This is a genomic window from Photobacterium malacitanum (assembly GCF_900185615.1).
Classification (GTDB): domain Bacteria; phylum Pseudomonadota; class Gammaproteobacteria; order Enterobacterales; family Vibrionaceae; genus Photobacterium; species Photobacterium malacitanum.
In genome coordinates, this window is record NZ_FYAK01000001.1 from 817,178 (window position 1) to 842,843 (window position 25,666).

24 protein-coding genes and 1 other annotated feature are annotated in these 25,666 nt (G+C 41.0%); of the genes, 19 read left to right on the forward strand and 5 right to left on the reverse strand.

Annotated features, from left to right (window positions below):
• Positions 1–10: 10 nt before the first annotated feature.
• The 6 genes from cmoB (at position 11) to PMAL9190_RS03645 (ending at position 5,945) form a co-directional block, all read left to right on the forward strand.
• Positions 11–985: a tRNA 5-methoxyuridine(34)/uridine 5-oxyacetic acid(34) synthase CmoB gene (gene cmoB / locus PMAL9190_RS03620; protein ID WP_087843955.1), complete on the forward strand. Its 975-nt coding sequence runs from the start codon at positions 11–13 to the stop codon at positions 983–985.
• 89 nt (positions 986–1,074) lie between these two features.
• A complete protein-coding gene (locus PMAL9190_RS03625; RefSeq protein WP_087843956.1) occupies positions 1,075–1,881 on the forward strand; it encodes an ATP-dependent zinc protease family protein in 807 nt (268 codons plus the stop codon).
• A 14-nt stretch (positions 1,882–1,895) separates the two neighbouring features.
• Positions 1,896–3,410: an inactive transglutaminase family protein gene (locus PMAL9190_RS03630; protein WP_087843957.1), complete on the forward strand. Its 1,515-nt coding sequence runs from the start codon at positions 1,896–1,898 to the stop codon at positions 3,408–3,410.
• Positions 3,411–3,413: 3 nt separating this feature from the next.
• Positions 3,414–4,388, forward strand: coding sequence for an alpha-L-glutamate ligase-like protein (locus PMAL9190_RS03635; protein ID WP_087843958.1), 975 nt, complete (start codon positions 3,414–3,416; stop codon positions 4,386–4,388).
• A gap of 115 nt (positions 4,389–4,503) precedes the next feature.
• Positions 4,504–5,034: a VC2046/SO_2500 family protein gene (locus PMAL9190_RS03640; RefSeq protein ID WP_235004272.1), complete on the forward strand. Its 531-nt coding sequence runs from the start codon at positions 4,504–4,506 to the stop codon at positions 5,032–5,034.
• A 221-nt stretch (positions 5,035–5,255) separates the two neighbouring features.
• Complete coding sequence (locus tag PMAL9190_RS03645) at positions 5,256–5,945, forward strand: SDR family oxidoreductase (protein ID WP_087843960.1); 690 nt, start codon at positions 5,256–5,258, stop codon at positions 5,943–5,945.
• Positions 5,946–6,193: 248 nt separating this feature from the next.
• Here PMAL9190_RS03645 and adhE read toward each other — a convergent pair whose 3' ends face one another.
• Positions 6,194–8,878 carry a bifunctional acetaldehyde-CoA/alcohol dehydrogenase gene (adhE, locus tag PMAL9190_RS03650; protein ID WP_087843961.1) on the reverse strand — a complete coding sequence of 895 codons (2,685 nt, stop codon included), beginning with the start codon at positions 8,876–8,878 and terminating at the stop codon, positions 6,194–6,196.
• A gap of 721 nt (positions 8,879–9,599) precedes the next feature.
• Here adhE and PMAL9190_RS03655 point away from each other — a divergent pair.
• Both PMAL9190_RS03655 and PMAL9190_RS03660 read left to right on the forward strand, forming a co-directional pair.
• The gene (locus tag PMAL9190_RS03655) at positions 9,600–10,238 is read left to right on the forward strand and encodes a YchE family NAAT transporter (RefSeq protein ID WP_087843962.1); all 639 of its coding nucleotides are present in this window, start codon (positions 9,600–9,602) and stop codon (positions 10,236–10,238) included.
• A gap of 186 nt (positions 10,239–10,424) precedes the next feature.
• Positions 10,425–11,243 (forward strand): ion transporter, encoded by an 819-nt coding sequence (locus PMAL9190_RS03660; protein WP_087843963.1) that lies wholly within the window; start codon positions 10,425–10,427, stop codon positions 11,241–11,243.
• A gap of 76 nt (positions 11,244–11,319) precedes the next feature.
• On the opposite strand, the gene glpQ is transcribed toward PMAL9190_RS03660, so the two are convergent.
• On the reverse strand, positions 11,320–12,402 hold the full coding sequence (gene glpQ, locus PMAL9190_RS03665) for a glycerophosphodiester phosphodiesterase (protein WP_087843964.1): 1,083 nt from the start codon (positions 12,400–12,402) through the stop codon (positions 11,320–11,322).
• A 300-nt stretch (positions 12,403–12,702) separates the two neighbouring features.
• The gene (gene cysS / locus PMAL9190_RS03670; protein WP_087843965.1) at positions 12,703–14,082 is read right to left on the reverse strand and encodes a cysteine--tRNA ligase; all 1,380 of its coding nucleotides are present in this window, start codon (positions 14,080–14,082) and stop codon (positions 12,703–12,705) included.
• A 191-nt stretch (positions 14,083–14,273) separates the two neighbouring features.
• On the opposite strand from cysS, the gene PMAL9190_RS03675 reads away from it, so the two are divergent.
• Positions 14,274–14,768: a peptidylprolyl isomerase gene (locus PMAL9190_RS03675; protein ID WP_087843966.1), complete on the forward strand. Its 495-nt coding sequence runs from the start codon at positions 14,274–14,276 to the stop codon at positions 14,766–14,768.
• Between the two features lie 44 nt (positions 14,769–14,812).
• Positions 14,813–15,553 carry a UDP-2,3-diacylglucosamine diphosphatase gene (lpxH, locus tag PMAL9190_RS03680; RefSeq protein ID WP_087843967.1) on the forward strand — a complete coding sequence of 247 codons (741 nt, stop codon included), beginning with the start codon at positions 14,813–14,815 and terminating at the stop codon, positions 15,551–15,553.
• Positions 15,554–15,646: 93 nt separating this feature from the next.
• On the opposite strand, the gene PMAL9190_RS03685 is transcribed toward lpxH, so the two are convergent.
• Positions 15,647–16,537 carry a sulfite exporter TauE/SafE family protein gene (locus PMAL9190_RS03685; RefSeq protein ID WP_087843968.1) on the reverse strand — a complete coding sequence of 297 codons (891 nt, stop codon included), beginning with the start codon at positions 16,535–16,537 and terminating at the stop codon, positions 15,647–15,649.
• A gap of 214 nt (positions 16,538–16,751) precedes the next feature.
• Between PMAL9190_RS03685 and PMAL9190_RS03690 the strand changes: the two genes are divergently transcribed.
• The 9 genes from PMAL9190_RS03690 to hisIE all read left to right on the forward strand — a co-directional run bounded on the left by PMAL9190_RS03690 (position 16,752) and on the right by hisIE (position 24,969).
• Entirely contained in the window at positions 16,752–17,276 is a 525-nt protein-coding gene (locus PMAL9190_RS03690) for a YchJ family metal-binding protein (RefSeq protein WP_087843969.1), read from the forward strand.
• A gap of 354 nt (positions 17,277–17,630) precedes the next feature.
• Positions 17,631–17,765 (forward strand) — a sequence feature (His leader region).
• 59 nt (positions 17,766–17,824) lie between these two features.
• The gene (hisG, locus tag PMAL9190_RS03695; protein WP_087843970.1) at positions 17,825–18,721 is read left to right on the forward strand and encodes an ATP phosphoribosyltransferase; all 897 of its coding nucleotides are present in this window, start codon (positions 17,825–17,827) and stop codon (positions 18,719–18,721) included.
• 3 nt (positions 18,722–18,724) lie between these two features.
• A complete protein-coding gene (gene hisD, locus PMAL9190_RS03700; protein WP_087843971.1) occupies positions 18,725–20,026 on the forward strand; it encodes a histidinol dehydrogenase in 1,302 nt (433 codons plus the stop codon).
• Positions 20,027–20,034: 8 nt separating this feature from the next.
• Positions 20,035–21,078 carry a histidinol-phosphate transaminase gene (gene hisC, locus PMAL9190_RS03705; RefSeq protein ID WP_087844209.1) on the forward strand — a complete coding sequence of 348 codons (1,044 nt, stop codon included), beginning with the start codon at positions 20,035–20,037 and terminating at the stop codon, positions 21,076–21,078.
• Between the two features lie 18 nt (positions 21,079–21,096).
• Entirely contained in the window at positions 21,097–22,167 is a 1,071-nt protein-coding gene (gene hisB, locus PMAL9190_RS03710) for a bifunctional histidinol-phosphatase/imidazoleglycerol-phosphate dehydratase HisB (RefSeq protein ID WP_087843972.1), read from the forward strand.
• A complete protein-coding gene (gene hisH / locus PMAL9190_RS03715) occupies positions 22,167–22,814 on the forward strand; it encodes an imidazole glycerol phosphate synthase subunit HisH (protein ID WP_087843973.1) in 648 nt (215 codons plus the stop codon). Before hisB ends, hisH begins: the two co-directional genes overlap by 1 nt.
• A 20-nt stretch (positions 22,815–22,834) precedes the next feature.
• Positions 22,835–23,569 (forward strand): 1-(5-phosphoribosyl)-5-[(5-phosphoribosylamino)methylideneamino]imidazole-4-carboxamide isomerase, encoded by a 735-nt coding sequence (gene hisA / locus PMAL9190_RS03720; protein ID WP_087843974.1) that lies wholly within the window; start codon positions 22,835–22,837, stop codon positions 23,567–23,569.
• Between the two features lie 9 nt (positions 23,570–23,578).
• Positions 23,579–24,352, forward strand: coding sequence for an imidazole glycerol phosphate synthase subunit HisF (gene hisF / locus PMAL9190_RS03725; protein ID WP_087843975.1), 774 nt, complete (start codon positions 23,579–23,581; stop codon positions 24,350–24,352).
• Complete coding sequence (gene hisIE / locus PMAL9190_RS03730) at positions 24,349–24,969, forward strand: bifunctional phosphoribosyl-AMP cyclohydrolase/phosphoribosyl-ATP diphosphatase HisIE (protein WP_087843976.1); 621 nt, start codon at positions 24,349–24,351, stop codon at positions 24,967–24,969. The genes hisF and hisIE overlap by 4 nt, the downstream gene beginning before the upstream one ends.
• A gap of 92 nt (positions 24,970–25,061) precedes the next feature.
• On the opposite strand, the gene PMAL9190_RS03735 is transcribed toward hisIE, so the two are convergent.
• On the reverse strand, positions 25,062–25,640 hold the full coding sequence (locus PMAL9190_RS03735) for a thymidine kinase (RefSeq protein ID WP_087843977.1): 579 nt from the start codon (positions 25,638–25,640) through the stop codon (positions 25,062–25,064).
• Between the last annotated feature and the right edge of the window lie 26 nt (positions 25,641–25,666).

A 25,666-nucleotide genomic window follows, 5' to 3' on the forward strand; every position in this document is an offset into this window, starting at 1 on the left:
CAGTTCCAATATGTTTAGTTTTTCAGCTTTTTATCAACTTCTCGCTCAACATGAAACGTTGCGCCCATGGTTAAATACTCTACCTAAACAATTAAGTGATTGGGAACAACAAGAACATGGTGACATGGCACGTTGGGTACGTGCGCTACAAAAATTTCCAACCGATAAACCCGATCTTATTGATCTAAAAAATGAAGTCAGTGTTCGTAATGAAGTGCCGATTGCAGATGGTGAGAAGAAACGTTTAGAAAGCCTATTACGTTTACTTCACCCATGGCGTAAAGGTCCTTTCACAATACACGATATTCATATCGATACTGAGTGGCGCTCTGATTGGAAATGGGATCGTGTATTACCTCACATTACTCCATTAAAAGGCCGCAGCGTATTAGATGTCGGCTGTGGCAATGGCTACCATATGTGGCGTATGCTCGGTGAAGGTGCCAAGCTAACTGTCGGTATTGATCCATCGAGTCTCTTCTTAATTCAGTTTGAAGCCATTAAGCGCTTAATGGGTCAAGATGAGCGTGCATACTTACTGCCTTTAGGTATTGAGCAATTACCTGAGTTGAAAGCGTTTGATACCGTATTCAGTATGGGGGTTCTTTATCACCGTCGTTCACCATTAGATCATATTTTGCAACTAAAGAACCAATTGCGTGCCGGTGGTGAGGTGATTTTAGAAACATTAGTTATTGATGGTGATGAAAATACCGTATTGGTTCCGACTCACCGTTATGCACAAATGCATAATGTGTATTTTTTCCCTTCAGCCAAAGCATTAAAAGTGTGGATGGAAAAATGTGGTTTTGTCGATGTACGTATTGTTGATGAGAATATCACAACGACAGATGAACAAAGAACAACCGCTTGGATGACAAACAATTCCCTTCCAGAATATTTAAATCAAGAAGATAACTCAAAAACGATAGAAGGTTATCCAGCGCCTCGACGTGCGATTCTCATAGGGCGGAATCCTGACTAACGACTGACAAAAGGGATGCTGTTCGCATCCCTTTTTTGATGTAAACTAATGTTGTTATTATATAAAAACAGACGCACATAGGAGATATGATGCTTCGTCTTAGCGTATCAGTAATTGCACTAGCGATACTTTCAGGATGCACCTCAAATGCAACGCTAGAGAAAAATCACCAACAAACTTTAGCAGCAATCAATCATGTTGAAACGCATATTGATACTAAAATCAATAATGTTTCTACACACGTTGAAAACCAACAACAATATATAGGCCAACTTGAAAGAAAATTAGCATCTATCTCAAAAGATATAAAATTTCTTAAGCATAAGAGCCTAACTCAGCCTAAAGTAATTGTTGAAAAGCAAATTGTTCGTGTTCCCGTTGAGCGACCAGCCACTGACTCTAAAACGGCTAATGGTAAAGCCATTTTAGGCCAAGAAGAATGGGTATGGATTGACTCAGTTAAGAGCCACTTTAAAGCACGTGTCGACACTGGCGCGACCACATCATCGCTAAATGCAATCGATGTACAAACATTTGAACGTGACGGCAAAGAATGGGTTCGTTTTAATTTAAGTCATGATTCTGCCGAGGACACACCAGCAGAAATTGCAGCCAATAATAAAGCAAAACCAGAAACCATTGAAGCACCTATTTTCCGCTGGGTGCGTATTCGTCAGTCAACGTCTGAAGAAGCCGTTCGCCGACCTGTTATCGAAGCTTGGATCACTTTGGGCAATCTACACGAAAAAGCACAATTTACTCTCGCAGACAGAACGAAAATGGATTTTCCTATTTTACTTGGACGTGAATTCTTTAAAGATATTGCGTTAGTTGATGTAGGTAAACAATTTGTTCAGGGAAAGACTGAGCCAAAACCAGTCCAAGTTAACAAATAAATGATGAGGATGTCATGACGTCTAGAATACCCTTTTATATTCTTATATCACTGTTAATTATTTCAGGTATAGGATTAAGCATGTATCGCCATGATGTTTATGGTGTGCCATGGACCCCCGGTAAAGAACGGGCAGTATGGGAAGTTGAAGCTCGAGTACAATTCGACGCTATTGGCGATCCTGTTCAAGTCAAAATGTCAGCACCCGGAACCCAGCAGGGCTTTACTCTTATCGATGAAAGTACTTCATCACCCCCTGGTTACTCTGTTGTGATCCACAATACCAAAGATGGTCGTCAAGCCGATTGGGCAACACGAACCGCAATTGGTAAACAGGTGTTGTATTACAAAACCCAATTATTAGTCGATGACCAAGCACAATATAAGCCGGTACCACCTAAAGGCGACGTTGCTGAAGTTAGTTTAAGTAATCCACAACAAACGGCCGCTACAGCATTATTAACCCATGCTCGCGATTTATCTGCCGATGATGTGACGCTAGCGCGTGAGCTAATTCGTGAGTTACACGATAAACAAAATCAAAATGCGGCAGTATTGCTTGATACCATGTCGCCAGCTGATGTTGTTACTAGCTTGCTTTCACTAGAAAATATTCACTCGCGGATTGTAAGTGGCTTAACACTTGAAGATGGTCGCCGCCGTCAAAGTGTTTCACCTATGGTTGAAGTATGGGATAAACAACATAAAGATTGGCAGCTATTTAATCTAACTACGGGTGAGCAAGGCAAACCTGAAAATGTGATGATTTGGAATCAGCAGGGTAATGCGCTACTTGATGTTGTGGGTGGTCGAAACTCAAACATCAGTTTCTCAATTATTGCTCAAGACATCACACCACAACGTGCAACCCAAGAAAAGATTAAAGCAGAAGATCTACTGAACTTCTCAATCCATAGCTTACCACTTGAAGAACAGGCAATGTTTAAAACCATCATGCTCGTTCCTATCGGTGCGCTAATTGTGGTGTTCTTACGTGTGATCATCGGTTTAAAAACCTCTGGTACTTTCATGCCAGTACTGATCGCGGTTGCGTTTGTCCAAACACAATTATTAACAGGTATTGTCGGCTTCTTACTGATTGTCGGCACAGGTTTGATTATTCGAAGTTATCTCTCGAAACTCAACCTACTTCTGGTGGCACGAATATCCGCAGTCATAATAACGGTTATATTGATTATTTCGATTTTCACCGTAGTGGCATTTAAAATTGGTCTGATTGAAGGTCTAACTATTACCTTCTTCCCAATGATTATCTTGTCATGGACAATCGAGCGGATGTCGATCCTATGGGAAGAAGAAGGTGCGAAAGAAGTGTTTATTCAAGGTGGTGGTTCACTGTTAACCTCAGTGTTAATTTACCTGGCAATGACAACACCGCTTATTCGTCATCTAACGTTTAACTTTATTGGTGTGCAGTTCCTTATTCTGGCAGCGATCTTAATCTTAGGTAACTACACCGGTTATCGTCTAAGTGAGTTACGTCGCTTTAAGCCACTCGCTGAGGACTAACCTATGTCATTATTTTCACAGTTTACTTCACCACAAAAACTGCGTGATCGTGGCATCATGGGCATGAATAAACGTAACCATAGCTATATTGGACGTTACAATGACCGTAGTCGTTATCCTTTAGTAGATGACAAATTAAAAACGAAGTTCATTGCTCAACAAGCAGGAGCGACAGTTCCTGATTTGATCGGCGTTATCGATAGCCAAGCAGCTGTTAAGCATATTCATCATATGGTTAAAGATTGGCCAGGGTTTGTTATCAAACCTGCTCAAGGCTCTGGTGGTAAAGGTATTTTGGTTATAGTGAAGCACAAAGATGGCGTTTACGTTAAGCCTTCTGGTGCTGAGATTAATAAACAAGATGTTGAACGCCACATTACCAACACTTTGGCGGGGTTATTCTCGCTTGGCGGTAAAAATGATGTTGCGATGGTCGAAAACCTCATTCAATTTGATAATGTATTTGATGGTTTTAGTTATGAAGGTGTGCCCGATGTACGTGTGATCGTATTTAAAGGCTACCCTGTTATGGCGATGATGCGCTGTTCAACATCAGCCTCTGACGGTAAAGCAAACTTACACCAAGGTGCTGTTGGTGTTGGTATCGATATTGCGTCAGGAAAGGCGATTCGAGCGGTGCAATTTAACCAACCCATTGAACGTCACCCCGACACTGACCGTCTATTGAGTGAACTTAAAGTTCCTGAATGGAATAAATTGTTAGTGCTCGCATCAAGTGCGTGGGAAATGACAGGTTTAGGCTATATGGGTACTGATATGGTGTTAGATAAAACCAAAGGCCCAATGGTATTAGAGCTCAATGCTCGTCCTGGATTAGCAATTCAAATCGCTAACGGTACTGGTTTATTACCTCGCTTACGCCATATTGAAGCAATGGGGGTGACAGCACAGACACCAACACCTGAAGAACGGGTTGCCTATTGTGCTCATCAGTTTGGCGCAAAATCCGAGTTTTAAAAGACAATGAACACTTAAGCTATACTAGCCCTGAACATGTTCAGGGCTTTTTATTATTTAAAATAAATCATTAAAGTTATCCATACTTTTGTCGATAACTTAAGTATCTTATTTTATGTCGATAGTTATTCGTTACATGCAAACTCAATCGCTTGATAATATACAGCTTATTAATGAAATCCAACTCGGTACTAACCTCAACCATGCAGTTGAAGGTGGTCGTCGTGCTGATTTTGCATTAATGCTGGCGTTATTATCTGCTGATCTGCATGAGAACATTCCTGTTGATACCACGCCAGTTGAAACACAATCATCGCAGCAGCTACGGGCTTATTTTGAAATTCCAGCCTCACAGCCACTGACATCAACACCAACGTGCTATTCACGCGCCGCTGAACAAGCTCAAGCATTTCACCAAGCAAGCTTAACCAGTACTCGTTTACTTGAACAATTACAGCCAACGGCTCTATCTTACCCACCACAAAAAACAAAGGGTTTACCTGAAGATTTATTTCATAATTTATCCATTCATGAGCGCCGTAAACTTCCCCCTGTCGAGCCCAAGCCGCTACAAGCGACACCACAAGATCTTTATTTAGCATTAATTAAATCTAAGCGACAAAGTGAAATGAATTGGGCTGCTTAGAGTAATATTTGCAGTTGATCAAAGATAAAATATCACCGTTGTGCAGGTAGAATTAGAACGCGATTTGTTCGTGACCTTGCTCATAATTTCTTCTTTATTATTATTAGTTTGCGGCTTTATTGACTAATATGGGTATCAGTAACCGCCTTAGAGATAACCCTAATAACTTCGATACCTAAAAGGCATAAACAAGACCATTAAAATATTAAGGCTAGGAATATATGCATATCGGACAATCAGTCGCTATTATTACCGATGCTGGTAATCCTATTGGCAAAGCTGTCGCCCTTCATTTTGCATCATTAGGCGCAACATTAGCTCTGGTCGATAATAATGAACCTGAGTTGCAAAAGACCTTAGAATCTTGCTGTAAGATTAATGATGCTGCAGCTGCGTTTTACATACAATGCTACGATGAAGCCAGTATTCAGCAGTTATTCCAACAAGTACGCGAACGCTTTGGAGCAGTAAATATTTTATTAAACACTTGGACTGGGACTGAAATACCGCAACTATTATCACCAACATCTATCACTGACTTTAACGATATTATGCAAAAAAGTGCGGCGAGTTTTTTTATTTTTGGCAAGATTGCTGCTGAATTTATGCAAAACCAACCCCACCAGAGTGTAATTATTAACTTAGCCTTAAGCCATGAGAATCATCATCCTCATACACCCACTACCAGCAAAACAGTTGTCAGTGGCTTAACGCAAAGTTGGGCTACTGAACTGGCAGATTTTAATATTCGAGTTGGTGGCATTGTGCCAATTAATTTACAAGACAAACATCATGATCAGCACGCTATTGTTAACGTGCCGATGCAAGATGAAATTGCACGTAATGTTGAGTATATCGTCAGAAACGATTCTTTTAACGGCCGCATGCTAGAGTCTGAAATTGGCGTCTAACGCCATTAATAGCAAATGATGAGTGTCACAATAGGCTGAGTATAACTACTTGGCCTTTTTTAGGTTACGAGGTTACGAGGTTACGAGGTTACGAGGTTACGAGGTTACGAGGTTACGAGGTTACGAGGTTACGAGGTTACGAGGTTACGAGGTTAATTTTAATCACTTATCGAATCGGGTAAATCTATTTAAACAAAAAGCCCGTCTATTGCTAGACGGGCTTTATTATTTTTTAATCAGTAAAGATATTAAGCTTTTGCTTTTTTACCTTTTGCAGCAATTTGTACTGGCTCTGATTTCTTGATTACTGTTGTACCTTCAAACGCCTCACCTTCAATGAAAGGCTTACCGTAGTAAGATGCAAGTAATACTTCTTTTAGCTCAGAGATTAGAGGGTAGCGTGGGTTTGCACCAGTACACTGGTCATCAAACGCTTCTACCGCTAACTCATCAACTTTCGCTAAGAAATCAGCTTCAGCAACACCCGCTTCTTGAATTGACATTGGAATCTGAAGATTCACTTTCAATTCGTCTAACCAAGTTAGTAGACGCTCAATCTTCTGTGCAGTACGGTCACCAGCGTGTGATAGACCCAAGTGGTCAGCAACTTCAGCATAACGACGACGTGCTTGTGGGCTTGCGTACTGTGAAAATGCAGTTTGCTTAGTTGGGTTATCATTTGCGTTGTAACGAACTACGTTAGAAATCAACAATGCGTTAGCAAGACCGTGTGGTACGTGGAACTCAGCACCTAGCTTGTGCGCCATTGAGTGACAAACACCTAGGAATGCGTTAGCAAACGCGATACCAGCGATAGTTGCCGCATTGTGTACTTTCTCACGTGCGATTGGGTCATTAGCACCGTTCGCGTAGCTTGAAGGTAAGTACTCTTTTAGCATTCTTAGTGCTTGAAGCGCTTGACCATCTGAGTATTCGTTAGCAAGAACAGATACATAAGCTTCTAGTGCGTGAGTAACTGCATCGTAACCACCAAATGCTGTTAGTGACTTAGGCATATTCATTACTAAGTTCGCATCAACGATAGCCATTTGAGGCGTTAACTCGTAATCCGCTAATGGGTACTTAGCACCTGTTTTATCGTCAGTTACAACCGCAAATGGTGTTACTTCAGAACCTGTACCAGATGTAGTAGTAATACATACTAGCTCAGCTTTCTTACCCATTTTAGGGAACTTGTAGATACGCTTACGAATGTCCATAAAGCGCATTGCTAGTTCTTCGAAATGCGTTTCTGGGTGCTCGTACATAACCCACATAATCTTCGCAGCATCCATTGGTGAACCACCGCCTAGTGCGATAATTACATCAGGTTGGAAGCTCTTCATTGCTTCAGCGCCTTTCTCAACAACAGACAGTGTTGGATCCGCTTCTACATCAAAGAATGTTTGAACTTCGATACCTTGTGCTTTAAGCAAAGATACGATTTCATCTGCGTAACCGTTATTGAATAGGAAACGGTCTGTTACTAAGAACGCACGCTTCTTACCTTCTAGGTCGCTAAGTGCGATTGGAAGGCTACCACGACGGAAGTAAATTGATTTAGGTAGTTTATGCCACAACATATTTTCAGCTCGCTTCGCTACTGTCTTCTTGTTGATAAGGTGCTTAGGACCTACGTTCTCAGAGATAGAGTTACCACCCCATGAACCACAACCAAGAGTTAGCGAAGGTGCAACGTTAAAGTTGTAAAGGTCACCGATACCACCATGAGTCGTTGGAATGTTTACAAGAATACGCGCAGTTTTTAGCTTATCGCCAAAGTACTTAATACGATCAGCATTAGTATCTTGGTTTGTGTATAGGCCAGATGTATGACCGATACCGCCAATCTCAACCATTGTTACCGCTTGGTCTACCGCATTTTCAAATGAAGACGCGCGGAACATACCTAATGTAGGAGATAGTTTCTCGTGTGCAAACTCGTCGTCGTAAGAAACTTGCTCACCTTCACCGATAAGGATCTTAGTATTAGCAGGCACTTTAACGCCTGCCATCTCAGCAATTTTAGTTGCTGGCTGACCAACGATATCTGCGTTTAGGTTGCCGTTAATCAACAAGATTTTACGAACTTTATTCGCTTCATCTTTAGAAAGAACATAACCGTTGTGAGAAGCAAAACGAGCTTTCACTTCGTCATATACTTCGTCCATCACGATAACTGCTTGCTCAGAAGCACAAACAACACCGTTATCAAATGTCTTAGACATAAGTACAGATGCTACTGCACGCTTAATATCAGCCGTTTCATCGATAACAACAGGTACGTTACCCGCACCAACACCGATAGCAGGCTTACCTGAAGAGTAAGCAGCTTTAACCATGCCTGGACCACCAGTTGCAAGGATAAGGTTGATATCATCGTGCTTCATTAGTGCATTTGAAAGCTCAACAGATGGCTGGTCGATCCAACCAATGATATCTTTTGGTGCACCTGCTGCAACTGCTGCATCAAGTACAAGCTTAGCTGCTGCATTCGTTGAATTTTTAGCACGTGGGTGTGGCGAGAAGATAATCGCGTTACGTGTTTTAAGAGAAATAAGTGATTTAAAGATCGCTGTAGATGTTGGGTTCGTTGTTGGAACGATACCACAGATAATACCCACAGGCTCTGCGATAGTCATAGTACCGAACTCTTCGTTCTCTTCTAAGATACCGCAAGTTTTTTCGTCTTTGTATTTGTTGTAGATAAATTCTGATGCGAAGTGGTTTTTGATAACCTTATCTTCAACAATACCCATACCAGATTCAGCAACAGCTTGCTGTGCTAGAGGAATACGTGCGTTATTTGCAGCAAGAGACGCTGCACGGAAGATCGCATCTACTTTCTCTTGAGAAAAAGTAGCGAATTCTTTTTGAGCCGCTTTAACACGTGCAACCATTGCATCTAGTTCAGCCATATTTGTTACAGGCATACATAAACTCCTAGCTTTAAGATTAAAAATTATTTAGTAAGAACATGCTGGAATCCTTTCACATTTAAGCGTTAAAACTCGTTAACACTTACTGCACTACACACACTTAGTAAATTGCTTTCAAATTTGATTATAATTTTTCACACTGTAAAAGAAATTGATTTAGATCACTACAGTATCAGAATGCTAACAAAACCACTAATTTGCCAAAAGCTGTGTATTTTTCATGCTTTTACATGCATTTTTATGAGTCTCATCGTTGATTTATCTAATATGTACTAAAATCATTTATTTCACAAGACGAAATATTACGTAATAAAAATACATTTACTAGCCCCTATCACATCCAGTTGTGACAGAAATCACGATTTATTACGCTAACCGCTCAATATTTGTTGCATATTACCTAGCACATTATTTTCCCTCTAAGCGTAATACACAAAAATTCACTTTACATAATCTATTTACTATAAAATTATCGACGCCTTAAAGAGCGAAAATCAGCTTTTATTGGTGGCTGAAATAGCCCACTTAGATTAAAATCTCGTGACAACGATATTTATACACATCTGCCAGTTATCGTTTATTGAATCTGGTAATACACTCTTATGCATTGCAAAATTGCCTCAAACAAGGTGATTTTTATTATCACGATAACGGTTTAAATGGCTTTTTCGTTTTACTATACCACCATAAATTTTGCTAACTGACAGGTAAACCTATGCAAGCTTTTGATATTGCTATATTTTTGCATTTTTTCGTTGGGCTTATTGCGACGGTAAACCCGGTCGGTATCATGCCTGTTTTCGTTTCATTAACAGGCTCAATGACCCCAGATGAACGTAAAAAAACCGCGTTAACAACCAATATTGCGGTTGTTATTATTTTGGTTGTCGCATTAATAGCAGGGCAACATTTACTGGATCTATTTAGTATTTCGATAGACTCATTCCGTGTTGCTGGCGGTTTGCTATTGCTTAGCATCGCATTTTCAATGATGAGTGGTAAAATTGGCGAGGTTAAACAAAATAAAGAAGAAAAGTCAGAGTCAGTGAGCCGTGAGCAAGTTGGCGTTGTTCCGTTAGCGATGCCATTAATGGCAGGTCCTGGCGCAATTAGTTCAACCATTGTGTACGGATCGCGTTACCCTGGCGTAGCTTCAACAATGGGCATTGCAATTACTATTATCGTATTTGCTTTTTGCTGTTGGTTATTATTCCGTTCAGCGCCTTATATTGTGCGTTTTTTAGGCCAAACAGGAATTAACGTGATCACCCGTATTATGGGTTTGATACTTGCAGCACTTGGAATTGAATTTATCATTAATGGTTTGCGAGTCATGCTACCCGGTTTGAGTTAAGGCCGCGATTTATTTTATCGCAAATACTAAGCCTCAACATTTTGTTGAGGCTTTTTTAATATTCAATAAAAACGTAAGTAAATCCAGGGTTTTGATATACTTGAAACTATCACAGCCAGTTAATGGCGTAACGTAGCTTTCAAAAGAAAATGCTGCGTTTTACTTGTTAATAAATACTATTGAACTATGACAAAACTAACCTTCAGACAACGTCTATATCAAGTTATTTTCGGCACCTCGACTCGCTTCGGACAATGGTTTGATATTGCGTTAATTGTTGCGATTATCAGCTCTGAAATAATCTTAATTATCTCATCGGTTGCCAGCATTGAATCACAATATTCGCATTTACTTGTTAATGCTGAATGGGGATTTACGATTCTATTTACCATCGAATATATTGTACGTTTATATTGCTCTCCTCGACCTTTAGCATATGCGCGCAGTTTTTATGGCGTTATCGATTTAATGGCAATTCTTCCTGCCTATATTGCATTTTTAGTTCCAGGCTCGAATTATTTATTAATCATTCGTTTAATTCGTGTTTTACGTATTTTCCGAGTGCTAAAACTAGCGAGATTCCTTCGAGATTCCAATATCTTATTGCGATCCCTTCGTCACGCTCAGCGTAAAATCTTTGTTTTTTTTAGTTCAGTGTTAATTCTAGTAACGGTGTTTGGCTCTTTAATGTTTATTATTGAAGGCCCAAACAATGGTTTTACCAGCATTCCTAAAAGTATCTATTGGGCTATCGTTACTATTACTACTGTCGGTTATGGCGATATTGTGCCTCATACGGTGATGGGGAAAGCACTCGCATCATTAACAATGCTGTTGGGTTATTCAATACTGGCGGTGCCAACAGGTATTATTACAGCAGAGCTAAACCAAGAAATAAAAACCCATCGCGGGCTTATTCGTTGTTCTAACTGTGCCACCAGCGGGCACGAAATGGATGCGGAATACTGTAAGAAATGCGGAACAAAATTGCCTGAAACGCTATAACGTCAATAAAAGCCCGTCGCTATAAATATACGGGCTTTATGTAACAAGCATGTAGCGTTAAGCCATAATCTAGCAATTAGTGTGATTGAGTTTGGTGTTGTAAAAAGTTAACGGCTTTATCTGGAAAATCGGTAAAGACGCCATCAACACCGGCTTGATTATAAAACACCTCTAACATGCCATTGTAATCTTTAACATAAGCTGGAATACGATCTTTATCTGCACGGAAGGTATAAGGGTGGACAACCATACCATTAGCATGGGCATTGGTTACCATGTCGGTTAGTTTTATATGGCCTAACGTTGAACTGTCTTTAACGATCATCGGTTTCCATGGCCCAATACCGTCAGCATATTGAGATAACACTTTCATGCCGTCTGGCTTAAACATCCAATCATAATTATAAGGATGGGCTTGACCTGATTTATCGTAAACCATGGTTTCATTCCAGTCTGTTTCAGCCATTAGCTGCACTAACTTTAAATCCATTCCCATGGCTGGCATTAATTGATCATTAATACGCTTCAATTCATTAAAATCAAATGTTTGTAGATAAATATTACTGTTTTTATCAGTATAACCATATTGCTTTAATACTGTTAAGACCGCTTTACTAATGTCTTTACCTTCATGGCGATGAAACCACGGCGCTTTAATTTCTGGATAGAGACCAATATCATAACCTAACGTTTTATTTAGCCCTTGGATCATTTCAATTTCTTCTTGGAACGTTGGCACTGTAAAATGAGATTTCCAAATAGGGAAACGTTCTGAGAAACCTTGGACTTGCTTACCCTCTTTAATATTGAACCCTTCTGTTACACTCAATTGTTTTATTTCTGCAAGCGTAAAATCAATCGCGTAATAGCGACCATCACTACGAGCTCGATGTGGAAATAGAGCAGCAACATTAGTGACTCTGTCAAGATAATGATCATGAAGAACGACTAACTGATCGTCTTTCGTCATTACTACATCCTGCTCGATGTAATCAGGTTTCATACCATAAGCAAGTGCTTTTGCAGGTAATGTATGTTCAGGTAAATACCCTGATGCGCCGCGATGGGCAATAACAATTTTATCGGTATTTGGCTGCGCAATAACATTTGTTGATAATACTGCACAACTGATCATCGTCGCTAACATCACTTTCTTCATCATTATTCCTTTAACATTCACTGTTCATTATCGAACATTAATATCTTCATTCGAAATGCATGATACGGATTATTTATGACAAAATTGCGATCGAATACGTATGTAGCAATATTAATCGTTAAAATTGCGCATTTTATTCTCGAATAGTGATTTTGATTCCAAAGTAGAATAACGTTATATATTCAAAAAAAACATTGGATTAATAATATCAACCTTGATGGTCAGCAAAATAATAACCGTATATAAAAAAACCGAGGCAAGTGCCTCGGCTTTATATTAATCACTATCGACTTATAGAGATTACTTACGACGCCAAGTTGTACCTTGTGCACCATCTTCTAGAATAATGCCCATCGCTAACAACTTATCACGCGCTTCATCTGCTGCAGCCCAATCTTTTGCTGCTCGAGCATCCAGACGCTGTTGAATCAAAGCTTCAATTTCAGCAACATCATCTTCACCAGCACCACCTTGCAAAAACACTTCAGGATCTTGAGATAATAGACCTAAAATATCTGCCAACTCGCGCATACGTGCAGCTAATGTCGATGCAGTAGCAACATCATCAGTTTTCAAACGGTTAATTTCACGCGCCATATCAAACAGTACTGAATATGCTTCAGGTGTGTTGAAATCGTCATCCATTGCCTCTTTAAAGCGAGCAACAAACTCTTCACCACCAGCCGCTTCAACAGAGGTATCCAAACCACGTAGTGAAGTGTATAGACGCTCTAATGCAGAACGTGCTTGTTTTAAATTATCTTCGCTGTAGTTTAGCTGGCTACGGTAATGACCAGACATTAAGAAATAACGTACTGTTTCAGGATCATAATGGTTTAATACATCACGAATAGTGAAGAAGTTACCTAATGACTTCGACATCTTCTCGCGATCAACCATTACCATGCCACTGTGCATCCATGTATTCACATATTGACCATCGTGAGCACAGCATGATTGTGCAATTTCATTCTCATGGTGAGGGAATTGTAGATCAGAGCCACCGCCATGAATATCAAAGTGATCACCAAGAATAGATGAGTTCATCGCTGAACATTCAATGTGCCAACCAGGGCGACCAGGGCCCCACGGTGATTCCCATGTTGGTTCACCTGGCTTAGACATTTTCCACAACACAAAATCAAGTGGGCTGCGTTTTGCCATGTCGATATCAACACGGGCACCCGCTTGTAGTTGCTCAAGATCTTGCTTAGAAAGACGACCATAATCGTCATACTTGCTCACTTCAAACATCACATCGCCATTAGAGGCAACATACGCAAAACCACGCTCAATTAAACGCTCACAAAGTGCGATAATTTCTGCAATAAACTGAGTCGCACGAGGTTCTACATCTGGACGTTTCATGCCTAAAGCATCGAAGTCAGCGTGCATTTCACCAATTAAACGCTCAGTTAATGATTCACAGCTTTCGCCATTTTCAGCTGCACGTTTAATGATTTTATCGTCGATATCAGTAATGTTACGTACGAAGGTAAGATCGTAACCTGAGTAACGCAAATAACGCGACACCACATCGAAAGAGACAAATGTACGACCGTGTCCAATGTGACATAAATCGTAGATCGTAACGCCACAGACGTACATACCGACTTTGCCAGGATGGATGGGTGTAAATAGTTCTTTTTGTCGTGTGAGCGAATTATAGATCTTTAACATGTCTCAGCATTACTCATTAATTTCGAATTTGTCGGTAATTACACCTTTTATAGCATTTGATCGCAAGGAAAATTCAAGGATGGATGCTATTTTAGCAATTAGTGCAGATTAAGCGGGTAATGTTTGTCTGACAAGGCTAAGGTAAGTTAATATTCACGCTTAAAGAAAATACTCCATTTAAGGAATAAATCATGATTACCCTTCACACAAATTTTGGTGATATCAAAATTAACCTTTTCGAAGATAAAGCACCTGTTACTTGTGCTAACTTCCTACAGTACTGCCGTGACGGTTTCTATAACGGTACTATTTTCCACCGTGTTATTGATGGTTTCATGGTTCAAGGCGGCGGCATGCTTCCTGGTATGGAAGAGAAAGAAACTCGCGCGACTATTCAAAATGAAGCAAACAATGGCCTAAGCAACAAAACAGGCACATTAGCAATGGCACGTACTAACGCACCGCATTCTGCTAGCTCACAGTTCTTTATTAACGTAAAAGATAACAACTTCCTAGACTTCACTGGCGAGAACATGAGTGGCTGGGGCTACTGTGTATTCGCTGCTGTTGTTGAAGGTATGGACGTTGTAAATAAGATCAAAGCAGTAAAAACAGGCCGTCACGGTTACCACTCAGATGTGCCTGTTGAAGACGTTATCATCGAAAACGTGACAATCGAAGACTAATACTTCGCAAAGGGCGGTTCATTATCGCCCTTTATTAGTGACTTATGACCACATTATTTATTGCAGATTTGCACTTAAGTGCTGAACGTCCCGACATTACCGCCTGTTTCTTACGCTTTATGGCACAAGAAACCCACCATATTGATGCCTTGTATGTTTTAGGGGATTTATTTGAAATGTGGATCGGCGATGATGAAGACTCTCCTTTCTTACGCCAAATCAAGCAGGCCTTTAAAACATTAACGGATACTGGCACGCCTTGCTATTTTATCCATGGCAATCGTGACTTTTTAATTGGCAAGCGATTTAGCCGAGAAACAGGTATTACATTATTACCTGAACATAGCGTGGTTGATCTCTATGGCACACCAACATTGATTTTACACGGTGATACACTGTGTATTGAAGATCAAGCCTACCAACGCTACCGTAAAAAAGTCCACAATCCTGTTATTCAATGGTTATTTGCTCGATTACCGTTATCGTACCGCATTAAAGTTGGTGATAAATTCCGTCAAAATAGCGGTAAAAATAATCAAACTAAAAGCCAGTCTATTATGGATGTGACTCAGGCTGAAGTGATCCGTGTCATGCGTGAAGCGAATGTTACCCAAATGATTCATGGCCATACTCATCGGCCGAATATCCATAATTTTGATATTGATGGTATTCCCGCTCAACGGATAGTACTTGGCGATTGGTATGATCACGGCTCGGTACTAGTATATAACGCTGATGGCTATCAACTAGAAACGCGCAATTTCAATACACCAAGTTCAGATTGATGGCACATATTTACAGCCATAAAAAGCACAAAAGGTACGACATGCGTACCTTTTGTATTTATAAATAGCAGGGCAATCAAATTACACTTATTGTCATTTGATTGCAGCAGCTGGCATGATTTTTCTATCTGCAGCCCATGAACGGTACATGGTGACAGATGTATAGAAAACCACAGCACAAACTAGCCACGCTAACACATGCATATCTAACGATTTCACTAAGTAAGCAGCAACCATCACCATAATTGGCCCAACCAAAGCAACAGTGACTGTTGCACGGCTATTAAAACGATTATGACGAATAAAGCTCGCAGACGAGAAGAAACTTAAAAATGCGCATGAACACATCATTACCGGAAATGCTGCTAATGGATTCATACCCAATAGGTAAATCATCACCATACATGGCGCATATAAGCCAATTCCCACCGTCATTAAAGCGCCAAAAATAAAGTTACCGATAATACCTACCGCTAACTTCCAGCCACTTAAACCGAGGCTACTGCCCCCCAACGGAAACAACTTGAGCTGACCTGCAAGCATCAATCCTGCCACAATTAATAAAGCAACACTCATTACGATACGAATATGTTGTCGGTCCCAACTTGAGACTAACCGCGCTCCAATCGTGGCACCAATACAAGCCGAAACCACAAGGCTTAATAAGGTAACCGAATCGACGGATACTGCAGTCATAAAGATAAATGCCTGAAATACCGTTGGCATCACTGACTGACAATTTAGAGTACCGGGTAATTGCTGATCATCAATTAACTTAAACTGCTTATAGCCAGCCGTCATGATAGCAAAACTGCCAATGCCTAGCGTGTCACAAAAATGGGCAAAGCCACCCACAATAGCAACAGGAATAATACGTGTATCAGCTTCCTGCTTGCGGTTTTTTTTCCATGCCATAAACAGCATAAAACTAAAAATACCGCCACCAACAAGCAATCCCGCTTGTATCAAGGTAAATATCGACATAACTACTACAAATACGAGAGGGTTATTCAAGGGGCACACTTGTGCATGTCACTGTTTTTATTCCAGTGACAGATATTATGTACCTATGTGTTATTAGTTTCCATTTTTTTAATCATTCAATCAATATATTGCACCAAATATAAACACTGATTGCCAACAAAGATGATGAAAACGTAAACTAAGGTTAATTTCTTCACTAAGATCGAATAAAAACATGTCTAAACATCATGATGAGTGCCCTTGTGGCAGCCACAAACTTCTTGCTGAATGCTGCAAACCTATTCATACCAATCATGCATTAGCCACTCACCCAGAACAACTGATGCGCGCTCGTTACAGCGCCCATGTCTTAGGCTTAGTTGATTTTGTAGTGCAAACTTATCACGCCAGTTGTAACGCAGAACAACATCGCGCGGCGATTGCAGAATCTATCGCCTTAACATGGCTAGGCCTTGACGTTATCAGTAGTGAAATAGCTGCTGATGGACAAGGCTATGTCGAATTTCAAGCAGGTTACAAAGAAGCTGGCGAAGAATATATATTGCAAGAACGTTCACGCTTCGTGCAAGAAACGATTAATGGCCAACGCTATTGGTTTTACATCGATGGAGAATATCCACAGCCGCCACCTTGTGAGCAACCAGCACCGTCAGCACCAGTAACCAGCAATAAAACCGTTGGTCGCAATGATCCTTGTCCATGTGGTAGCGGTAAAAAATATAAAAAGTGCTGTGGCTAAATCAATGTACGCCACAAAATAATTAACAATTGGGGATTTGATGATCCCCATTTGTTTACTAATAAATTGTTACTGTATTGATAAACCGCGCCAAAACACGTTACAACCCTTACTATCCCCTCAGACTAAGCCTGCAAAAATAAAAAACAATAATCCATTAAACTTCATAACCTTAACAAGTAACACTGCTTTTTTATCCTTTCAAAGCATCAAAACAATAAATTAACATTTAATTTAACTTTTCACTCATTTTATTGTTGCAAAAAACAATTAGCTTCGTTAGTGTGAATAACAACAACGAATAGCGTTCAACCTTATTGAGTAAATATTTATGCGTATCCAAATGGTCACATCTCAGCACCATCATCATCCTGACTAGTCTTTCGGAAGGATACGCCTCACCCTGGAAGACGCATTTTTCTTCCAGTGGTCATAACGGAATATCTCATTCAGACCCTCGGAAGAAATTTCTTTCGAGGGTTTTTTAATACCCAATTTTCAATTCGAAACATTGACGATACGAATGAATTTAGACAAGGAATATAGCCATGCAAACACAACGACTACGTATTGCGATTCAGAAAAAAGGCCGTCTGAGTAAAGAATGCCAAGACTTACTTAAACGCTGTGGGGTTAAGTTTAATATGATGGGTGAACGGCTGGTGGTTCACGCTGAAAATATGCCAATAGATCTGTTATTAGTTCGCGATGATGATATTCCAGGTCTCATTATGGATGGCGTGGTTGATTTAGGTGTTATCGGTGAAAACGAACTTGAAGAAGTCGGCCTTGAACGTGCTGCCCGCAATGAAGCCTGTGACTATATTAAGCTACGTCGACTTGATTTTGGTGGCTGTCGTCTCTCAATTGCCATTGATAAAGACGCTGACTATAGTGGTCCTCAAGATCTAAATGGTAAACGTATTGCCACCACTTATCCGCAATTAGTTAAACGTTACATGGATGATATCGGTGTTAAATTTACCACTTGTATGCTTAACGGCTCGGTTGAAGTTGCTCCTCGTGCAGGTCTTGCTGATGCGATTTGTGATTTAGTGTCAACCGGCGCAACGCTAGAAGCCAATGGTCTCAAAGAAGCAGAAGTTATTCTGCGCTCTAAGGCTGTATTGATTCAATCAACTGAAACGATTAGCAATGATAAACAAGCGTTAATAGAACGCCTTCTTACCCGTATGCAAGGTGTTATTCAAGCCAAAGAATCTAAATACATCATGCTACACGCCCCCACTGATCGTCTTGATCAAATTAAACGTTTATTGCCTGGCGCGGAAGATCCAACAGTATTACCACTCGCTGGCGATCAAAGCCGAGTAGCCATTCACCTAGTGAGTTCTGAAAATCTATTTTGGGAAACCATGGAACAACTAAAAGAACTCGGTGCCAGCTCTATTCTGGTATTGCCAATTGAAAAAATGATGGAGTAAGGTATGAAAACGGTAGTATGGCAATCCCTCACTAAAGATCAACAACAGCAGCTTCTTGCACGTCCTGCGGTAACTAATGGTGCGAATATCAGCGCTATTGTTAGTGATGTTATAGAGCAAGTGCGCCAGCAAGGTGATGATGCCCTGCTCACACTGACTGAAAAATTTGATGGTCAACGCCCAGAAGCTCTAGCGGTTTCAGCGACTGAAATAGATGCTGCCTGTGCACGCTTAAGTAATGATATGAAAGCAGCGTTAGAACAAGCGCATCGCAATATCACCACTTTTCACCTTGCACAACAGCAACCAACATTACGTGTTGAAACTCAAGCTGGTGTCATCTGTGAACAAGTCACTCGCCCAATTAACTCGGTCGGACTATATATTCCAGGTGGTAGTGCGCCATTACCTTCTACCGTTCTCATGCTAGGCGTACCTGCACAAATTGCGGGTTGTCGCCAGATTGCCTTATGTTCACCTCCACCGATTGCCGATGAAATTTTATATGTCGCCAAGTTGTGTGGCATTAATAATATTTACAATGTCGGTGGTTCTCAAGCCATTGCCGCGATGGCCTATGGTACTGAAACTATCACTAATGTTGATAAGATTTTTGGCCCAGGCAATGCCTTTGTTACTGAGGCTAAACGCCAAGTAAGTAATGATTTCAGAGGTGCCGCAATTGATATGCCAGCAGGACCATCTGAAGTATTAGTGATTGCTGATGACACCGCAGATCCTGATTTTATTGCCGCAGATTTGTTAAGCCAAGCAGAACATGGGCCGGATTCACAAGTGATTTTGGTCACGCCAAGTCAAGCTATCGCCAATCGTACTGCTGCCGCTATTGAACAACAGTTAACCCAACTAACACGTGCAGATATTGCCCAAAAAGCACTCGCATCTAGTTTATTAATTATCACTGAAACCTTGCCTCAATGTGTAGCGATTTCAAATCAATATGGTCCTGAACACTTAATTGTCCAAACCTGTGAGCCTCGGGAATTAGTGTCATTACTTGATAACGCGGGTTCTATTTTCTTAGGTAAATGGTCGCCAGAATCTGTCGGTGATTATGCATCAGGTACGAACCATGTTTTACCAACATATGGTTACACCCGTACTTATTCAAGCCTCGGCTTAGCAGACTTTAGTAAACGAATGACAGTACAAGAATTATCCGCAGATGGCTTAGTTGGTATTGCAAAAACAGTGACCACAATTGCAGAGGCTGAAGGGCTTGACGCTCACAAACACGCTGTCACTATTCGGGTTAATAAACTAACGCAACAACAAGAGAATTAATCATGACTATTACCCAACTAGCCCGTAAAACCGTGCGTGAATTAACCCCTTACCAATCAGCACGTCGCTTAGGGGGCAATGGGGATATTTGGCTTAATGCCAATGAATCACCGTTTGCCAATGAATACAGTATTAATCTGGTTGGCCTTAATCGTTACAGTGAGTGCCAACCACCACAGTTAATCAATGCTTATGCCGATTACGCAGGGGTTGAGCCACAACAAGTATTAACTTCTCGTGGTGCAGATGAAGGCATTGAACTTATCATTAAAGCCTTCTGTGAGCCAAACTGCGATAGCATTTTATATTGCCCTCCCACTTACGGAATGTATGCCATCAGTGCAGAAACTAACGGGGTAACTGCTCACGTAGTACCGCTGACACCAGAGTGGCAACTTGATCTTAATGCTATTGCTGCCAATCTTGATAATGTCAAAGTTGTTTTTGCGTGTAGCCCTAATAATCCCACTGGCAATTTACTTGCTCGAAAAGACATTATTAGCTTATTAGAGATGACCACAGATAAAGCCTTAGTGGTCATTGATGAGGCATATATTGATTTTAGTCTGCAAGATAGTGTCAAAGATTTATTAGCGACCTACCCACATCTGGTTATTTTGCGAACCTTATCTAAAGCATTTGCGCTGGCGGGGTTACGCTGTGGTTTTACATTAGCCAATAGCGATATTATCGACATTCTACTGAAAGTGATTGCACCTTATCCGGTACCAGTTCCTGTTACTGATATTGCACTACAGGCGTTATCTGCTGCTGGTCGCGCGCGCACTAAATTTCAAGTATTAGATCTGTGTGCTAACCGTGCCTATCTGCAAGCGGGATTAAGCATGTTAGATGGTGTAACGGTATTTGATGGCTATGGTAACTACCTGTTAGTTAAATTTGCTGATGCTGATAAGTTATTTAATGCGCTATGGGATAACGGTATTATTTTACGTCGCTCACCGATTGAAAATTGTATTCGTATCAGCGTCGGTAATCGTGACGAATGTGAAAAAACCCTCGCATTTATTCGCAGCCAATTACAACAATAATTAATAAGGACATTAATTATGAGCAAAGAGAAGATTCTATTTATCGATCGCGATGGCACCTTAATTGTTGAGCCACCAGTAGATTTTCAAGTTGATCGGTTAGATAAACTTAAATTTGAATCCACTGTTATTCCTGCTTTACTTGCACTACAAAACGCAGGCTACAAACTGGTGATGGTAACTAACCAAGACGGTTTAGGGACCGATAGCTACCCGCAAGCGGATTTCGATGCACCACATACTATGATGATGGACATCTTTGCCTCACAAGGGGTGGTATTTAGCGATGTTCTTATCTGCCCTCACTTTGACCACCAGCAATGCAGTTGTCGAAAACCAAAACTTGGACTGGTTAAAGACTACTTACAGCAAGGTCGCGTTGATTTTGCAACATCAGCGGTGATCGGCGATCGTCAAACAGATCTTCAACTAGCAGAAAACATGGCGATTCGCGGGATTCAATATCATCCGCAAACCATGAACTGGCAACAGATCGTTACCGATCTCACCACCCAACCACGGATCGCTGAAGTGAGCCGTACCACCAAAGAAACCGATATTCGCGTCAAAGTGAATCTTGATCAAACTGGCGGTAATACTATCTCAACCGGATTAGGCTTTTTTGATCATATGCTTGATCAAATCGCCACGCACGGTGGTTTTCAAATGACACTAACCGTCGATGGTGATTTACACATTGATGATCACCACAGTGTTGAAGATGCCGCGCTTGCTTTGGGTGAAGCATTACGTCAAGCACTCGGCGATAAACGTGGCATTGGCCGCTTTGGCTTTAGCCTGCCGATGGATGAGTGTTTAGCCCAATGTGCGTTAGATTTATCTGGTCGTCCGTATTTGAAATTTGATGCACAATTTAGTCGTAATCAAGTTGGCGATTTATCAACGGAAATGGTGCCACACTTTTTCCGCTCATTAACGGATACGCTCGCGTGTACTCTGCACTTATCATCATCAGGTAATAACGATCACCACATTGTTGAAAGCCTATTTAAAGCTTTTGGTCGCACATTACGCCAAGCGATTAAAGTAGAAGGTAACGAGCTACCAAGCAGTAAAGGAGTATTGTAATGACCGCAACCAATATTCAGCAGCGCGTGGTTATTATTGATACCGGTTGTGCCAATGTCTCTTCTGTTCGCTTTGCTATTGAACGTCTTGGCTATCAAGTAGAAGTCAGCAAAGATCCAGCTGTTGTACTTACTGCCGATAAACTGTTTCTTCCAGGAGTCGGCACAGCCAGTGAAGCAATGCAGAACCTACAACAACGTGATTTAGTCAGCTTAGTAAAACAAGTGACTAAACCGTTATTAGGTATCTGTTTAGGTATGCAGCTGCTTGGTAAAGAGTCGCAAGAGCACGGTCAAAATGGCACTGAGATTATTCCCTGTCTAGATTTATGTGATGCATCGGTTGAGAAAATCCAAGCAGAGGGTTTACCACTGCCACATATGGGCTGGAACACCATTACACCGGAAGATAATCACCCACTATTTAAGGGTATTGCTGCGGGAAGCTATTTTTATTTCGTTCATAGTTACGCCATGCCTGTATTTGATCATACCGCGCACCAAGGTGGCAAAACCATCGCCAGCGCGCAATATGGTCAAAGCTTTACCGCAGCAGTACAAAGTGGCAATTACTACGGAGTGCAATTTCATCCAGAGCGTTCAAGTAAAGCTGGCGCGAAACTCATTCAAAATTTCCTCGAGCTATAACAATAACAAAAGGACTTGTTATGATTATTCCTGCATTAGATCTGATTGAAGGCCAAGTCGTTCGTCTATTCCAAGGCGACTATGGGCAAGTAACAGAATATAAAGTCGATCCCGCAGCGCAATTTAATCTTTACCACCAAGCTGGCGCTAACTGGCTCCACTTGGTTGATTTAACGGGCGCAAAAGATACCCAAGCCCGTCAGTTATCCCTTATTGAAAAACTACTCAACAGCACACCAGCCAATGTACAAATTGGTGGTGGCGTCCGCACCGAACAAGACGTCGCAGATCTACTTAACGCAGGTGCTAAACGGGTAGTGATAGGTTCTACCGCCGTTAAACAACCAGAGATGGTAAAAGGTTGGATCGAAAAATACGGTGCTGACCACATCGTATTGGCGCTGGATATCAATATCGATGACAACGGTAACCGCATTGTTGCGGTATCTGGTTGGCAAGAAGACTCAGGCGTTACTATTGAAGCACTACTTGACGATTTTCTAAAAGTGGGTCTAAAACATGTGCTATGTACTGACATTTCTCGTGATGGCACATTAGCTGGATCGAATGTCGAACTGTATATCGATTTATGTCGCCAATATCCACAAGTTCAATTTCAATCATCTGGCGGCATTGGCTCGCTGGATGATATTGCGGCATTAAAAGGTTCAGGTGTTGCAGGCGTTATCGTTGGTCGCGCGTTATTAGACGGTAAGTTTACCGCTGAGCAAGCTTTTGCTTGTTGGAACAATTAAGGAGAGCCAATGTTAGCTAAACGTATTATTCCTTGTTTAGATGTACGAGATGGTCAAGTGGTTAAAGGGGTTCAATTTCGTAACCATGAAGTCATTGGCGACATTGTACCGCTAGCCAAACGTTACGCTGAAGAAGGCGCAGATGAACTGGTTTTCTATGATATTACCGCGTCAAGCGATGGCCGCGTGGTTGATAAAAGCTGGGTATCTCGCGTTGCAGAAGTGATTGATATTCCATTTTGTGTGGCTGGTGGGATTAAATCAGCCGACGATGCGAGCCGTATTCTTCAATTTGGTGCAGATAAAGTCTCTATCAACTCCCCTGCTTTAGCTGATCCATCATTAATTACTACCCTAGCAAATAAGTTCGGTGTGCAATGTATTGTGGTCGGTATTGATTCCTATTTTGACGCTGAAACAGGTCAATATCAGGTATACCAATTTACTGGTGATGAAAGCCGCACCAAAGCGACCCAATGGCAAACACGTGATTGGGTTGAAGAAGTTCAACGTCGTGGCGCTGGTGAAATCGTACTGAACATGATGAACCAAGATGGCGTGCGTAATGGTTACGATTTAGAGCAACTCAACATGGTACGCAGTGTCTGTAATGTACCTTTAATTGCATCTGGTGGTGCGGGTGAAATGTTTCACTTTCGAGATGCATTTCAACAAGCAAATGCTGACGGTGCTCTTGCTGCATCAGTATTTCACAAGCAAATTATTAATATTGGTGAGCTAAAGCAATATCTTAAACTACAACAGGTGGAGATTCGACTATGAGTTTAACAACAACAATTGATTGGGAAAAAGTAGCCGGACTGATCCCTGCCATTATTCAAGATAACACTAGCGGCCAAGTATTAATGTTGGGATATATGAATGATGAAGCACTAGCTAAAACGCTGGACACCAAGCAAGTGACTTTTTGGTCTCGAACTAAAAACCGCTTATGGACCAAAGGCGAGACATCCGGCAATGTATTGCAACTTAAAAGTATAAAGCTTGATTGTGACCAAGATACCTTATTAGTACAAGTTGATCCGATTGGCCCAACCTGTCATTTAAATACCACTAGCTGTTTTGATAGCGGTGATGATGCTAACCAGCAACCAGCCTTGGTGTTCCTTCATCAACTTGAGCAAATCTTGGCTGCTCGTAAAGGTGCCGATCCAGACAGCTCTTACACCGCCAGCCTCTATGCCCGTGGCACCAAGCGTATATCGCAAAAAGTGGGCGAAGAAGGGGTTGAAGTCGCGCTTGCGGCAACGTCGGGTGATAAAGCGGAATTAGTCTGTGAATCAGCAGATCTTATCTATCACTTACTCGTATTATTACAAGATCAAAATCTTGGTCTTGAAAACGTTATTAATAAACTCAAACAACGTCATCAAAAATAATGATAACTAAATATAAGATAATTATTAGTGGTGGCACTGCAAACTAATAAAAAAGGAAGCTGAGCTTCCTTTTTTATTCATATAAATGCGTATTATCGTCCAAGTGCTTCTTTATAATGAGCCCGACATACCGATAGATAAAGATCATTTCCACCAATTTCAACTTGGTTACCATCAGCAATCGCATTACCCGCTGCATCTTGGCGAATGACCATATTTGCTTTACGACCACAATGACAAATCGTTTTGAGTTCAACTAATTTATCAGCCCATGATAATAAATAACGGCTACCTTCAAATAATTCACCAAGAAAATCTGTTCGTAGGCCATAACATAAAACGGGAATATCTAATTTATCGACGACTTCCGTTAATTGGTAAACTTGCTCTTTAGTTAAAAACTGACTTTCATCAATTAATACACAATCAATTTTACCTGCAGCTGAAATCTGAATTAACTTCTGATAAAGATCATCTGTTGAATTAAATAATTCTGCATCTTCCTGCAAACCAATTCGAGAGCTAACTTTACCTTTACCAAAACGATCATCAATTGCAGCCGTAAAAATAATGGGCGTCATACCTCGTTCACGGTAGTTAAATGACGATTGTAATAATGTGGTCGATTTCCCAGCATTCATTGCTGAGTAATAGAAATACATCTGGGCCATTAGGCTTTCCTAGTAATATTGATTGC